This is a genomic window from Pirellulales bacterium (assembly GCA_035533075.1).
Taxonomy (GTDB): domain Bacteria; phylum Planctomycetota; class Planctomycetia; order Pirellulales; family JAICIG01; genus DASSFG01.
Genome location: DATLUO010000063.1, coordinates 25,500 through 39,303, shown reverse-complemented (window position 1 = coordinate 39,303; position 13,804 = coordinate 25,500). Strand labels below are relative to the sequence as shown.

General features: G+C 63.8%; 11 protein-coding genes. 6 read left to right on the top strand and 5 right to left on the bottom strand.

What is annotated here, in order from left to right; all coding sequences use genetic code 11:
* Window positions 1-80: 80 nt before the first annotated feature.
* Both VNH11_08075 and VNH11_08070 read right to left on the bottom strand, forming a co-directional pair.
* Window positions 81-1,070, bottom strand: a complete 990-nt coding sequence (locus VNH11_08075) for an outer membrane beta-barrel protein (GenBank protein ID HVA46315.1) — start codon at window positions 1,068-1,070, stop codon at window positions 81-83.
* The gene (locus VNH11_08070; GenBank protein HVA46314.1) at window positions 1,067-2,047 is read right to left on the bottom strand and encodes an alpha/beta hydrolase family protein; all 981 of its coding nucleotides are present in this window, start codon (window positions 2,045-2,047) and stop codon (window positions 1,067-1,069) included. Before VNH11_08070 ends, VNH11_08075 begins: the two co-directional genes overlap by 4 nt.
* A gap of 270 nt (window positions 2,048-2,317) precedes the next feature.
* On the opposite strand from VNH11_08070, the gene VNH11_08065 reads away from it, so the two are divergent.
* From VNH11_08065 to VNH11_08050, 4 genes are all read left to right on the top strand, one after another.
* The gene (locus tag VNH11_08065; protein ID HVA46313.1) at window positions 2,318-3,229 is read left to right on the top strand and encodes an endonuclease/exonuclease/phosphatase family protein; all 912 of its coding nucleotides are present in this window, start codon (window positions 2,318-2,320) and stop codon (window positions 3,227-3,229) included.
* A gap of 28 nt (window positions 3,230-3,257) precedes the next feature.
* Window positions 3,258-4,262, top strand: coding sequence for a M28 family peptidase (locus tag VNH11_08060; GenBank protein HVA46312.1), 1,005 nt, complete (start codon window positions 3,258-3,260; stop codon window positions 4,260-4,262).
* Window positions 4,263-4,494: 232 nt separating this feature from the next.
* Window positions 4,495-5,025: a hypothetical protein gene (locus VNH11_08055; GenBank protein HVA46311.1), complete on the top strand. Its 531-nt coding sequence runs from the start codon at window positions 4,495-4,497 to the stop codon at window positions 5,023-5,025.
* A 68-nt stretch (window positions 5,026-5,093) separates the two neighbouring features.
* Window positions 5,094-5,300, top strand: a complete 207-nt coding sequence (locus VNH11_08050; protein ID HVA46310.1) for a hypothetical protein — start codon at window positions 5,094-5,096, stop codon at window positions 5,298-5,300.
* Between the two features lie 33 nt (window positions 5,301-5,333).
* Here the strand turns inward: VNH11_08050 and VNH11_08045 are convergent, their stop codons facing one another.
* The 3 genes from VNH11_08045 to VNH11_08035 form a co-directional block, all read right to left on the bottom strand.
* Window positions 5,334-7,136, bottom strand: a complete 1,803-nt coding sequence (locus tag VNH11_08045) for a PQQ-binding-like beta-propeller repeat protein (protein ID HVA46309.1) — start codon at window positions 7,134-7,136, stop codon at window positions 5,334-5,336.
* A gap of 181 nt (window positions 7,137-7,317) precedes the next feature.
* Entirely contained in the window at window positions 7,318-10,521 is a 3,204-nt protein-coding gene (locus VNH11_08040; protein ID HVA46308.1) for an efflux RND transporter permease subunit, read from the bottom strand.
* A gap of 191 nt (window positions 10,522-10,712) precedes the next feature.
* A complete protein-coding gene (locus VNH11_08035; protein ID HVA46307.1) occupies window positions 10,713-10,883 on the bottom strand; it encodes a hypothetical protein in 171 nt (56 codons plus the stop codon).
* A 362-nt stretch (window positions 10,884-11,245) separates the two neighbouring features.
* Between VNH11_08035 and VNH11_08030 the strand changes: the two genes are divergently transcribed.
* Window positions 11,246-12,634, top strand: a complete 1,389-nt coding sequence (locus VNH11_08030) for a hypothetical protein (GenBank protein ID HVA46306.1) — start codon at window positions 11,246-11,248, stop codon at window positions 12,632-12,634.
* A gap of 290 nt (window positions 12,635-12,924) precedes the next feature.
* A complete protein-coding gene (gene hemQ / locus VNH11_08025; protein HVA46305.1) occupies window positions 12,925-13,803 on the top strand; it encodes a hydrogen peroxide-dependent heme synthase in 879 nt (292 codons plus the stop codon).
* Window position 13,804: the final 1 nt, after the last annotated feature.

The following is a 13,804-nucleotide window of genomic DNA, read 5'->3' as shown; positions in this document are numbered from 1 at the left end:
GGTGGGACCAGCGAGCTTGCGAGCGCCGGCCCACCCTACGACGTTTTCGCGCCATACATCCAGCGATCGCGGACAAAGCGCTAATGCGACATCGACTCCAGCCACTCGCGACAACGGGTCCAGCGGCCGCCGTCGGGTCGCGGAAAATACGATTTGTGCGGGGCGCCAAAGCGACGCTCGTAGGCGAACGAGACGCCCACGTCGTGCATGGCCCGGCTATTGCCCCCCTGGCCGTTGCCGAACACCACATTGTCGAGCACCTCGAACCGAAAAGCGTTGTGCTCGGTGATGCGAAACTTGAAACCCGCGCCAAAAGGCATGGTCATCAGCGTCTGGTTCCAGAGCGCCCCCTGATCGTCGATGAAACCGACGTTGACCAGTCCCAGGCCCAGCAGCATGAAGGGCCGCCAGCGGACATCGCCCCTCAAGTAAAGCAGCGCGCTTGTGTCCAAGAAGTAAAAATTTTCGTGCGGCGGCAGCAAGGGATGGACCGCGTCCGTCATCGTCGTACGCAAGTATCCGAAGCGGCTCTCGATGCCCCAGCGGGGCGAAAAATCCCATCCCAGGCGCCCGCCAAAGAGATTCCCGCGCCCGTTGTGAATCTGGTCGTGAATCGGCTCATCGGTGCGAATCAGGCTGGTGAATTTCTCGAAATAGAAAGGATAGCGAAACCAGCTTGCCGGGCGGCGGCGACGCAGCAGACGCTGCTGCCGCCAGCGCTCCCACAACGACGCCGGTTGCGGCGGGGGCGCGGCCAGCACCTCGTGCGGAACGTCTTCGAAGGCGGTTGCGGAAAGCAGGTGCTGCGGCTCGATCCAATTGGGCTGCTCGTGCGTCCACTCGGGAGCCGTGACGTGATAGAAGGGCTGGTCGTCGGTGGCGCGTCCAAACCGCGCCGCCAGCCGTTCCATCGGCAGGCCGGCCAACAGCGGCCCGTTCGTGGCCGGCCCCTCGGCGTCAAGACCGACCGGGCGCGACGGACGCTCCGCCGGAGGGGTCTGGCCGCACACCCATGGCGCCGTCAGCAGATACGCCATGCCGACGGCGACAATTTGAATTGCCTTGGTCATGGCGAACGGAAAAACTGCGTGACGCGACCCAGTCCATCGAACAAGAAGCGAAGAGAGCTGAAGTGCCCGGCCTCGTACCAGACGATCTCCGGCTCGCCCAACGCATGCCACAACGATTCCGTACACTTGGGCGGTATGACTTCGTCGTGCCGTGCATTGAGCATCAGAATTCTCTTTCGTCGGGCAAGCTCGGCGTAGGTCGCCGGATCGATGCTCTTCCAGAGGGCCAGAAACTCGTCCTTCGTGCCCCCCTGCGCCAGCCAGCGGTCGCGGAGCTTGGCCAATTCGGGATTGTCCCACGCCACCTGTGCCACGTCGCCTCCGGCCAACATCAGGCAGCCGCTCGTGAGCCGCGGTTCGGCCGCCAGCGCCAAGGCGCTGGTAATTCCGCCCAGGCTGATGCCGAAGATGCCCAGCCGCTGAGCATCGACCTCTTTTTGAGCGGCCAACCACGCCACGCCGCGGCGAATGTCGAGAATGCCTTGCCGCATGCCCGCCACAGTTTCGCGAGGGTTCTCCGACACCATCCGTACTCGCGGCCCCTGCGGACGACGGGGGCCGTAATAGGGAAGCTTCAGAAACAGCGCGGCGACGCCGTTTTGCGCGAGCTGCCGAGCGAAAAGCCGCGAAAGGTCAAAGTCGCCGCCTAGAATGTGCAACACGATCACTGCCGGCTGCTTGCCCGATTTCAGGGGCCGGAAATACTCGCAGTGGACCGTGTTGTTCTCCACGAAGGCCGTCTCGACCGGCGACGGAAAGGTCACCTCCCAGACTTCGTAACCCGTGGCAATAGTCTTGATCCGACGTTGTTGGAAGGAAAAGCGGGCTGCTTCCAGGCGGAACAGTTCTGGCACTTGGGCTTCGTCCGCCGTCGGCTCGAAGCGGACCTCGCCTTCTCTTTCAGCGGCGGGCGACAAGACGCCCCCACCGCAGGCGGCGGCAACGAAAGCGGCGCGTAGACAACACGATCGCAGCATGGCAACGAGTATAGCGATCCTACCGTGCGGGGCCAAAGCCAACTCGTGAGTGCGGCGGCGGGATCTATTGGGAGTTGCCGAGGCAAAAAGTATGATGGGCCGGCGTTTTGGGAGGAAGGGGCGAGGGAACGAGGGGGAGTCACGTAGGGTGGGAGCGAGCGAGCTTGCGAGCGCCGGCCCACCGAGTGTGACTCAACTTTAAGATTACTACCAGCGATGCCGGTCAGCCCCATGAAATGTCCCGGTCCCGAGCCACTCGCGGAGGAACCCTTGAGCGACCGTCGAACGTCGGCCACGCCCGCACTCTCCCCCGCTTCCCAACTCGCCCTCCCCTCCGCTCCGCCTCGTTCCCTCCGCCGCTGGGCGACGGCCTTCGCGCTCCTGCTCGTGTGCGGCCTGGTTTATCTGGCCGGCGATCAGCGCCGCCCGGTGCCGGCCGCCGTCGGTGCTTCGTTGTCGGGCAAGGGCACGCGGTCCACAACCAGCATCGCCACCCTTCGTGTGGCGAGCTTCAACATTCACGGCGGCACGGGCAGGGACCGCCGCTACGACCTAGCGCGTACCGCCGCGGCCCTGAACGGGTTCGACCTGGCCTTATTGAACGAAGTACACGGTCCCTATTTCTGGCAGACGGAGGGCCAGGTCGAGACGCTGGCGGGCCTGACGGACCAGCGCTGGCTGTTTGCACCGACCGAACAACGCTGGTGGCATCACCAGTTCGGCAACGCCGTCTTGTCTGCCGCCGACGTGACGCAATGGCAGCGCATCGTGTTGCCGGGTAGCGGCCGCGGGTATCGAAACGCCGTGTTGTTGAGTATTCCGTTTGCGGGCCGCACGCTCCACCTGCTGGGCACCCATTTCGACCGCAATTCCGCCGCCGATCGAGCGCAGCAGTTTCAGGCCGTGACGCGGTTGTTTCTGGCCTTGGCCGAACCGGCAATCCTGCTAGGCGATCTCAACATGACCGCCGACGAAGGTTCGATCCGGGAGCTGCTGGCGCGCGGCGGAGTCCATGACCCGCTGGGCGAAGTGCTCGGCGACGCCGCGGGCCGGCATATCGACTGGATCCTGACGCGCGGCCTGACGACGATCGATGCGGGCACCATCGACAACGGCGCATCCGACCATCCGCTGATTTGGGCCGAACTGGGCGTGAAGTACAAGTCTTTCACGGTGTGGTAGAATACTGTGGGCGACTCTGGATTCAACGATGCGAAAGATCTCGGGTCAGGCTGTTTATGTGGCGGTCGTGCTGCTGGTGAGCGTGGCGGTGTTGAGCTACGCAATCTGGCCGGAGGCACATGCCGGCCCGCGCCGCCTGACGTTGCGCGACATCCCGTTCAACGGCACGCGGGCCTACAGCTACCTCCGCCAGGCGTGCGGCTTTGGCCCGCGGCCCAGCGGCTCGAAGGCGATGTCGCTTCAGCGTCAGTGGCTGGCGGAGCACTTCAAATCGCTGGGGGCCGAGGTCTCGCTGCAGTCGTTCACGGTACGGCATCCGCTCGACGGCTCGGCCGTGCCGATGGCGAACGTCGTTGCCCGCTGGCATCCCGACCGCCCGCGACGGGTGTTCTTCTGCGCGCACTACGACACGCGGCCTTTTCCCGACCGCGACCCGCACAACCGGCGCGGAAAGTTTGTGGGGGCCAACGACGGCGCCAGCGGCGTGGCAGTGCTGATGGAGCTGGCCAAGCGGTTTTCGGCGTTGAAAGGCGAGATGGGCGTCGACGTGGTGCTGTTCGACGGCGAGGAATTCATGTTCGAGGAGCGGGGCGAATACTTTTTGGGTTCGACGCACTTCGCCCGTGAATATGTGGCTGAACCGCCGGCCGTTCCTTATGAGTGGGGCGTGCTCTTGGACATGGTCGGCGACTCCAACCTGCGCCTTTACCAGGAAGAGAACAGCGTCACCTGGACCGACACAAGGCCGCTGGTGCAAGAAATTTGGGGCCTGGCCCGGCGGCTGGGCGTGCATGATTTCATCGACCGCACGGGTCCCAATGTGCGCGACGACCACCTGCCGCTGCACGAAATCGCCAAGCTCTCGGTGTGCGACATCATCGACTTCGACTATCCCTTCTGGCATACGCAGCAAGATTCGCCCGAACATTGCTCGGCCCTGAGCCTGGCCAAAGTCGGCTGGGTGTTGCAAGAATGGTTGGAACGCACGGCGGTGCCCCAGGCTCCGGCAGATACGGGCGGCGGAGGGCGGTAGAAAGGAAACAGGGAATGGCCTAAGGCATGAAAAAAGGCCGCGTCGATCTGAAAGGGCGCCGCGATCATCTTGCGTTGCCGGCCACGTCATGCCGATTTCAGCAGATCAGGACGGGGGAAATCAGGGAGGGGGGCGGCTGCCCATCGACAAGCCAAATTGCAGGTATTCTAATTGACTCCGCTGGCCGGTGGCGTAAAAACCAGACGGAACCTCATTGCATGATTGATTTGCTATGGATTTTTGCCGGCTCCCTGATGGTTTTCGGGGCGTCGCTTATGCGTGGTGGGCCAAACTCAAGCCGTTGTTCCTGCGCGAAGATTTGTTCATCATCAGAAACAGGCTTTGGGACGTTGCACTTCAGGGCAACGCATTTAGCGACCCGGCCTACAAGCAAGCCAGGGCGCATTTGAATGCGCTCATCCGAACAGCGGCCTTGTTCAGCCTGCCGTCGATAAAAGCTGCCGCGAAGGCGACGGCTGGTCGGTCTTGCCCATCGGTTAGGCTCAAGGCCAACGACGCGGCGCTTCAAGCAGCCATCGACGCTGCCTATCAGGAAAGTGCCGAAGCAGTTGTGAAATACGTTATGTACCGCAGTGCGTTTGGACTTCTAGTAGTTTGTGACATCCTTTTTACCATCGTGGTGCGACGGTCAATTATCGAAGGGCTTTCGACGCTAAGAACGATTCAAAAGTGGATTAAGTCTGTAGGCCCAGATGAATTGTCGCAGATGGAGGCTACGGCGCGTCACGGCAAGGTTGCCTGACGCCTACGCCAGCACCGCGTCAAATAGCTCATCGAACGTCCGATGTCTGTCGACTGGGAGTGAAAAACATGCCGAGGCCACCGTTAGCGCCGGCCGATTTCGTCGATCCCGTGATCGACGTCTACAAAAGGGACGTCGACCGCACTCTGCTGCGGGAGAACTTGAAGCTCACTGTGCAGCAGCGACTTGAAAAGTTCGCGGCCTTCATGGAATTCGTCGCCGAAATGCGGAAAGCCGGTCTGTCGCGCGGCCGTGGCGGCGAAGATGAGTCCTAGCTTTCAACAACTATTGCCGCTGCTGGCAGACCGTCAATCTTGTTCGTGTCGCCGGCGTTGCTCTTCTCCGCTCGGCATACTGGAGAGTTCGTAGCATGCCATCTCTTCGCCATTGCGCAAATAGAGACGGCCGTGGGCCAGCGCGGGGTGGTTCCAGGTTTTGCCCTCGAGGGCCTGAAACTTCGCCAGTTCGCGAAACTTCGCGGAGTCGGCGGCGAGCAACACAAGCTCGCCCGATTCGGCCGTGACCAGCAGCACATCCTGGTCGGCCAAGAGCAACACTTGCCCGTGACCGTAGCGGCCGCGTTTCCAAGTTCGCTTGCCGGAGTCAAGATCGAGGCAGCCAAAAATGCCTTCGTCGAAGCCGTAGATCGCGCCGTTGTGAACGACGAAGTCGTTGAACGTCGGACGCAGTCCCTTGGCCTGCGCAGACCAACGCGGCGTCAGGCGAAAGCCGCCGCCGTCGCGATCAACCGCCATTCGCACCAGCCCGCCGTCGGCCGCAACCACCAGCTCATTCGAACCGAGCACGTGCGGCTGAACCATCGCATTGCTCGACTTGAGCGTGTCCGGAGCTTTCCACAGCAGCTCGCCGCTGGCCGGCTCGACGGCCATCAAGCCGAGCTCGCCGGAAAAGAGAACCTGCTGTTGATCCTTCCAGGTCGCGACCTGCGGCGAACTGTAGTTGTTTCTTCCGGCGTCGAGCGACCACGCCGTCTTGCCGCTCTCGGCGTCGAGTCCCCACAGCTTTTCGTGCCCTTCGCCGCCGGCATAGACGATGACCACGCCATCGACGACCAGCGGCGAGCAGGAGAAGCCCCAGAAGCCAAACTTGGGAGCGGCCGCGCCCGACTCGGCCACCAAGTCGCGCGACCAGGTTTTGCGGCCCGTCGCCGCGTCGAGGCAGTTGACGAGGCCGGTGCCGCCCGACGTATAAAGCCGCCCGTGATCGAACGTAGGCGTGGCCCGCGGACCGATGCCGGAAACGCCCTCGCTGAATCGGGCAGTGTCTTCGTGCGACCAGAGTTCGCGGCCCGTCGCCGCATCGTAGCACACCACGGCTTCGCGCTCGCCGCGCTGCTCCTGGGTAAACAATCGTCCGGCGACCACGGTCATGCTCGACCAGGCCGGGCCGACCCGCTGTCGCCAGACCAATCGCGGCGGATGCTGCCGCCAGTCGGTGGCGATGGTCGCGCCATGCACCACGCCGTCGCGCTGCGGCCCGCGAAAGCCGGTCCAGTCACCTGCTTCGGCCGACAGCGGCACTACGTCGGCGGGTGCGGTCGCCGGTTCGACTGGTTCATGCACGGCCAGAAACCTTTCTTCGGCCGTCGACTCCCACCGCCAGCGCAATTCGTTCTGTTGATCGCCGGTCAGGCCTTCCCAGCGGAACAGCGTGAGCCATCCGAGCGGCAGACAAATCGCCACGGCCAGCCCGATACGCCACACTCGTTTGCTGGCCTGCCGCGCGACGAGCAGCCAGATGGTCGCCGCCGTGTAGCTCAGCGGCAGGCCGACCATGATCAGGCCAGGCACGCTCGCTCCATTGACGACGATAAAGCTGGCCGCCAGCACGGCGACAATCACCACGCCCACGCCGAACGTGCGGTCGAAGGGGCGAAGCTGCCGGCTGGTCAGCCACCAGATCGGAAAAGTCACGAGCACCACGGCCAACACCGCCATTCGCGAGACGAACAGGCTGAACATGTCCAGATCGAACGGCCGGCAGAGTAGGTGGTACAGCCAATAGCTGCCTAAGAGCAGCACCGGGAACCAATAGCGAGGCTGCTTCGCGGGCGGCTGTGCGGGGTCGGCTGTCGGGTGCTCGGTGGTCATAGTCAAGGCGATTATACGCGCAACGGGGTAGGTGTAAGGTGGGACCAGCGAGCTTGCGAGCGCCGGCCCACCATTCAAAGGCGATGGGCGTTAGGCGATAGGCATTCGGGCACCATTAGAAAATCATGCCTAACGCCTATCGCCTTGTTTACGAGATTACTTCGCCGCGGCGGCGCCGATCTTAGGCCGTCGTGTCGATGGGTGACGGGCTGGGAAGCCCATCCTCCCCGACGCGGCCCCAGGCGGCGTAAAGCGGGGGAAGCAGGAAAAGATTCAAGAGCGTCGAAGTCACCAGGCCTCCCAGAATCACCACCGCCATCGGATACTCGATTTCGTGCCCCGGCAGATTCCCGCTGACGATCAACGGCACCAACGCCAGGCCCGTCGAGAGAGCGGTCATCAAAATCGGCGCCAGCCGCTCGGCGCTGCCGCGCAGCACCAGCCCCATTCCGAACGGCTCGCCTTCGACCTGCTCCAAGTGCCGGTAATGACTGACCAGCATGATGCCGTTGCGCGCGGCGATGCCCAACACGGTCACGAAGCCCACCAGCGAACCGAGCGAGAGCACGCCCGTGTCGAGCCAGGCCCCCACCACGCCGCCCACCAGGGCAAACGGCAACGTCAAGAACACCATCAGCGTCAGCCGCCACGACGCGAAGTCGACATACAGCAGAAGCAGAATGCCGACCAACGAGAGGGCGGAGAGCAAGAACAGCCGCCGACGCGACTCCTCGCGCGCGGCATACTCGCCGATGAACTCCGGCCGATAGCCGCGCTCGAATTGCAGCTTCTTCACCCGCTCCTGGATTTCGCGATGTACCGACCCCAGGTCGCGGCCCTGCACGTTGCAGGTCACGTCGATCCGCCGTGACGTGTTCTCATGCAGCACTTCGTTGGGGGCCGGCACGATCTCCACGTCGGCCACGTCGCCCAACAACACATAACCGCTGCCGGCCGCACTGGCACTGCTCGGCGGTGCGGGCAACGCCATCACGCCCGGAGCGCCGATCGGCCGGCTTGCCGTCGCCGTCGGTGCCGGACTGGCCGTGCCGCGGGGCAGGTCGATGGGCAGGCGGCGCAAGGCGTCGAGATCGGCACGCACCCGCGGCACTCCCCAGACCATCACCGGGATGCTCTTTTGGCCGTAGTAAACTTCCCCCACGATCGTGCCGCGCACGAATGTCTGCACCGCGTGGCGGACCTGCCCGGCGGTGACGCCGAAGCGGCCGGCCGCATCCTGCCGCAGCCGCACCTGGATCTGCGGCACCAGCGTCTGCTGCTCGATGTGCGGCGTATGCACTCCCTCGATCTCGGCCATCACGTCGTAGACCTGTTGGGCCGTCGCACGCAGCGTGTCGAGTTCCGGCCCGAAGATGCGCACCACGATGGTCGCCTTGGCCCCGGTCAGCACTTCTTTAATGCGTTCCTTGAGATACGTCAGCACGTCGCGATAGAGGCCCGGATAGCCATCGACCACGCTTTGCACGCGGTGCATGGTCTCTTCGACGTCGTGCTCTGGATCGACGCTGATCCACAGCTCGGTGAAGTTCGGCCCCACCACCTCGTCGGCCACTTCCGCCCGGCCGATGTGCGAGCCGAAATTCTTCACGCCGGGCACCTGCCGCAGCTCTTTGCTCACGCGGACGGTGAGCCGTGTCATGGCCTCCAACGACGTGCCCGGCTTCTCCACCCAGTGCATCAAGAAATCGGTTTCTTTGAAGTTCGGCAGGAACTCTTCGCCCAGCCTGGTCACCGCCACTCCGCTGGCGGCGAACATGCCGACGAGCACCGCCAGGGCCATTTTGGGCCGGCCCAGAAAAGGCGGCAGCAGCTTGAGGTAAATCGCCTTCAGCCAGCGGGCCAACGGCGCCTCGGCCCGTTGCGAGGGCGCACCCGGCAGCAGCATCAACGACATGGCCGGCGTCACCGTCAGCGCCGTGATGAGCGACGCCAGGATCGCCAGAATATAGGCCCAGGCCAGCGGCCGGAAAAACGAACCCGACAGTCCTTCCAGGAACAAGACGGGCACAAACACCAACGTCACGATCAGGCTGGCATAGACAACCGCGCTGCGCACTTCGAGCGAAGCGTCGAGCACCACTTGCAGCACGGGCCGCGGCTGCGGCAACTGCCGGTTCAGCTTCAGCCGCCGCAGGATGTTTTCGACGTCGATGATGGCGTCGTCCACTACCTCGCCCAGCGCGATCACCAGCCCGGCGATGACCATCGTGTTCAAGGTCGCGCCGCTCAAGGCCAGCACCACGGCCGCCGACACCAACGACAGCGGGATGGCCGTCAGGCTGATGAGCGACGTGCGCCAATCGAACAAGAAGGCCACCAGAATCGCGATCACCAGCAGGCAGCCCACCAGCATGGCCCGCGACAAGTTGTCGAGCGATCGCTCGATGAACGTCGCGGGGCGAAAGATGGCCGGGTCGATCTCGATGTCGGCCAGGCCGGGCCGCAGCGCGTCGAGCGCCTTCTCGACCTTGCGCGTGAGGTCCAGCGTGTTGCCCCAAGGCTGCTTCTCGACGATCAACAGCAGCCCCGGCCCGTCGTTGATGACGGCGTCGCCGATCGGAGCGGGAAAGCTCTCGACGATCTCGGAAACGTCGCCCAGGCGCATCGGCGCCCCGTTGCGAAAATCGACCACTGCGTCGGCCAGATCGTCGGCGTTATCGACGCTGGTCAACTGCCGCACGGCGAGCCGCTGATTGGGCGTATCGACGAACCCGCCGCCTGCCGGCGTGACGGCCTCGGCGGCCGCCCGTTCGACCGAGGAGAGACTGACGCCGTGGGCTTGCAGCCGTTCGGGATCGACCAGCACCTGGAACTGGCGGTCGCGTTGTCCCCAGATGGCCACGTTGGCCACGCCCGACACGGCCATCAACCGCGGTCGCATGGTCCAGCGGGCCAAGTCGGTCAGTTCCATCTGCGAGAGCTTTTTCGAACTGAGGCCGATCTTCATCACGCGGCTGGTCGACGACAGCGGCGAGAGCATGACGGGCGGCCGGGCCACGGCCGGCAGCCGCGCCGCCTCGACGGCCAGGCGTTCTTGCACAAGTTGCCGCGAGCGGATCAGGTCGCTGCCCGCCTGAAAGATGAGCTTGATCGACGACAGGCCCAGCACCGATTTCGACCGCATGGCCGAAAGGAAGGGGATGCCGTTGAGCGCGTTTTCGAGCGGCATGGTAACGAGGCTTTCGACTTCTTCGGTCGAGAGTCCCGGCGCTTCGGTCTGGATTTCGACCAGCGGCGGCGCGAATTCGGGAAAGACGTCGAGCGGCGCGTGCTCCAGCGTTCGCAGGCCGTAGATCATCAAGACGACGGCCAGCGCGAGCACGACGGCCCGCAAGCGCAGTGAGGTGCTGATGAGCCAAGTCATATGTGGTAGTGGTTAGGGGGTACGCCAAGCCAGAAGCGGCGATAATGAAGGCGTCACGTCTGGGCGACCAAAGTGCGCACACTGATCGGCTCAGGCGTGACAAGAGCTATCATACCTGTTGCTTGCTCGTTAGTCAGCCCAGGTACGTCGCACCCATCGAGATCACGAACATCCGGGTGCGACGGTTGCACTTAGATCGGCGGCTGGGCCGGATGGCCGATCCGGCCGCGGTTGCCGCCTCCGGCGACCTTGGGTAACGGCACAAACACAACCGTGGTGTCGGGCAGCGATTGTTGAAGATCGTCCTTGGCGGGGCCGCTGAACTGATCGCCCACCACGCACAACAATTCCAGCTTCGCCATCTGCTTGAGGTGGACCAGACCACGTGAGTGCTTCCTGCTCGTCGGCTTGCCGCGAGAGTTGGCCCCGCCAGCCAAAATAAGACCCCGACGCCAGCAACGGCGTTAAGACAGCCAGCAACCACGCTTTACGGCGTGCGACACGGATCGATTGGGCCATCGCTCACCTCAATTATTAGCGAATGATGAGACTAAGGTTAGTATATTGTAAAGAACTGTGTCAAATGGGCCTAGGGCAAATTCAAACTGCAGTTGACGCCGCGAAGGCGTTCCGCTAGCCTCCGCACCGAAAATATCGGGCCCAGGACGGGCCCCTCTGCCAATGCGTCCTTGAGTTTGCAGCCTGAGCGGCGGACCGTTTCTCGATGTCGTTCGTCGACGACGAGAGACAAACCCTATTTACGGCCGCCCCCCAAGCGGCCAAGGACGGATCCTGTCGGGGGCCCTCGATGGTCTCGCAACGGCGCTGGCTGTTTGTTCTTGCCTTGACTTGGCTGGAGGTGTTGACCTGCGGCGACCGGTCGGGGGCGCAACCGGACCAGAGCAGAATCCGCGTGGCCCGGCTGATCGAGCGGCTGGGCAGCAGCTCTTACGCAGACCGCGTGTCGGCCAGCGAGGAACTAGCCGTCGTCGCACCCGCGGCGCGCGACCAGCTTGCCGTCGCCACGCACAGCGACGATCCGGAAGTGCGGCTGCGAGCCAAGCAGTTGCTCCGCAAGCTGAACGAGGATGAGTTGTGGCTCGCCTCGCGCATCGACTGCCACTTCCAGCAAGCGGCCGCCTCGCAGTGTCTGGCCGCCATCTCGGCACAATCGGGCAACCGGCTGCTCGTCGGTGACGAGTACGGCGCGTTTAAAGACCGGCCCGTCGACCTCGATCACAGCGGGGCGCCCTTCTGGCAGGTCGTCGATCAGCTTTGCCGCCAGGCGGGCAACCGCGTACGACCGCACTTCGACACCCGCAGCCCCGGCCTGGTCGTCGTGGCGGGCGTGGCCGGCAAGCATCCTCTGGCCTACGCCGGGCCGGTAAAGGTACAGATCAATCGTGCCCGGCGGCTGTTCAGCGAAGAGTTGGATTATGAACAGCACTCTTCCGAGGCGGCCCACTCGTTTCAGTTCGACCTGCAGGCCCTCTGGGAAGACCGCTTTCGGCTGGTGGCCTATCGCTTGCAGCCGGAACTGGCCGAGGCCGTGACGAACAACGGGGTGCGGCTGAGCGGCCACTCGACGACCAGCGGCTGGAACCTGGCCGGGCCTTCAACCCGCCAGGTTTCGATGAACCTGCGAATTCAGCCGCCCTCGACGAGCGCGTCGTCGCTGAAGACGCTGCGGTTGAAATGGGGCTTGATCGCCGTGGGCGATCTGGCCCAACTCGATGCCGACGCGCGTCCCTCGGAGGCTCCTTATTATCAGGATGGCGTCGAGTTGACCGTGCAAGCGGTGGAAATGTTTCCAGGACCGCGCTGTGAGGTAACGGTGCGGCTGGCGTCGGATGCGGTCGTTTCCGAACCGGCGGAGTTGGTCTTTTGCGAGAACGAGATGGAGTTGTTCGACGGGGAGGGACGGGCCTATCGCAAGCAGGGGCAAACCAACACCATTGTGGAACACGCCGCGGTCATGAAAGTGAGCTTCTCCGGCGACGACCTGCACACCGGGCCGAAGAAGCTGCGGCTTCGCTATCCGCGCATCCGTTCGCAGCGCGACCTGGAGATCGTCTTTCGCGATGTGCCGCTGCCGCTGGCCCGGCCCGATTGAGCCGGGAGGCGGTAGTGTTTTAATAGTGAGTTGGGTGTGGCAATAGCCGTAGTTGGGTGTGGCAATAGCCGTAGGGTGGGACCAGCGAGCTTGCGAGCGCCGGCCCACCATTTTCGGCAATCGTGGTGGGCCGGCGCTCGCAAGCTCGCTGGTCCCACCCTACACCTCGTGACCAACTCACTGTTAAGACACTACCCGGGAGGCTTACGCCTCCCGCTCGCTTGGCCCGGCCTGCTATGATGGCGGTTTCGCATGCCACCCGCTCCAACCCCAGGGGAAGCCCCGCGCTTATGAGTTACGCCAGTCGATCCGCACAGCCCGAACACGCCGGCGAAGTTTCGTTGCGGCCCAGCCAAGGCTGGCATTGCAGCCACCTCTACTATCGCTTTGACCGCAGCCGCTTGAGAAAGACGGCGCCGGCCGACCTGGAGTCGGGCACGGCCGAGTTGGTCGCCGCCCTCGACCCGGCCGGAGAGGCCGCGACCGCCCGGTTGCAAACTTCGGTGGTCAGCGGCCACAGGGCCGATTTCGGACTGATGATGCTCGACCCCGACCCGCTCAAAATCGACGCCGTACATCAGCGGTTGATGGCCGGTCCGCTCGGCCCGGCGCTGGTGCCGACGTATTCCTTCGTTTCGTTGACGGAGGTCTCGGAATATGTACCGACGGTGGAGCAATATGGCCAGCGGTTGGTGTCGGAAGGCGAAGACCCGATCAGTCCGGCCTATCAGGCGAAGATCAAGGCTTACGAGGCGCGGGAGGCGATGATGCGGCGGCAGCGGCTCACGCCCGAACTGCCAGAATGGCCCACCACCTGCTTTTATCCCATGAACAAAAAGCGCAAGGTGGGCGAGAACTGGTTTCTGCTGCCGTCGGAGGAGCGCCATCGTTTGATGACCGAGCACGGCCGCACGGGCATGAAGTTCGGCGGCAAAGTGACGCAGCTCATCACGGCCTCGACCGGTTTCGACGACTGGGAGTGGGGCGTGACGCTCTGGGCGCGGAACCCGGAGTTTTTGAAGGAGATCGTTTACACGATGCGGTTCGACGAAGCGAGTGCCCGGTACGCCGAGTTCGGCCCGTTCTACGTGAGTTATGTGATGTCGCCGGACGCCATGCTGCGGCACTGCCGCGTGGGCACGGGCCCTGGCCTTGACCGCGGCCGGTGAC

Coding starts and splice junctions, on each gene's coding strand:
- VNH11_08075 (HVA46315.1), bottom strand. CDS start 1,070: ATGACCAAGGCAATTCAAATTGTCGCCGTCGGCATGGCGTATCTGCTG.
- VNH11_08070 (HVA46314.1), bottom strand. CDS start 2,047: ATGCTGCGATCGTGTTGTCTACGCGCCGCTTTCGTTGCCGCCGCCTGC.
- VNH11_08060 (HVA46312.1), top strand. CDS start 3,258: ATGCGAAAGATCTCGGGTCAGGCTGTTTATGTGGCGGTCGTGCTGCTG.
- VNH11_08055 (HVA46311.1), top strand. CDS start 4,495: ATGGATTTTTGCCGGCTCCCTGATGGTTTTCGGGGCGTCGCTTATGCG.
- VNH11_08050 (HVA46310.1), top strand. CDS start 5,094: ATGCCGAGGCCACCGTTAGCGCCGGCCGATTTCGTCGATCCCGTGATC.
- VNH11_08045 (HVA46309.1), bottom strand. CDS start 7,136: ATGACCACCGAGCACCCGACAGCCGACCCCGCACAGCCGCCCGCGAAG.
- VNH11_08040 (HVA46308.1), bottom strand. CDS start 10,521: ATGACTTGGCTCATCAGCACCTCACTGCGCTTGCGGGCCGTCGTGCTC.
- VNH11_08035 (HVA46307.1), bottom strand. CDS start 10,883: ATGGCGAAGCTGGAATTGTTGTGCGTGGTGGGCGATCAGTTCAGCGGC.
- VNH11_08030 (HVA46306.1), top strand. CDS start 11,246: ATGTCGTTCGTCGACGACGAGAGACAAACCCTATTTACGGCCGCCCCC.
- hemQ (HVA46305.1), top strand. CDS start 12,925: ATGAGTTACGCCAGTCGATCCGCACAGCCCGAACACGCCGGCGAAGTT.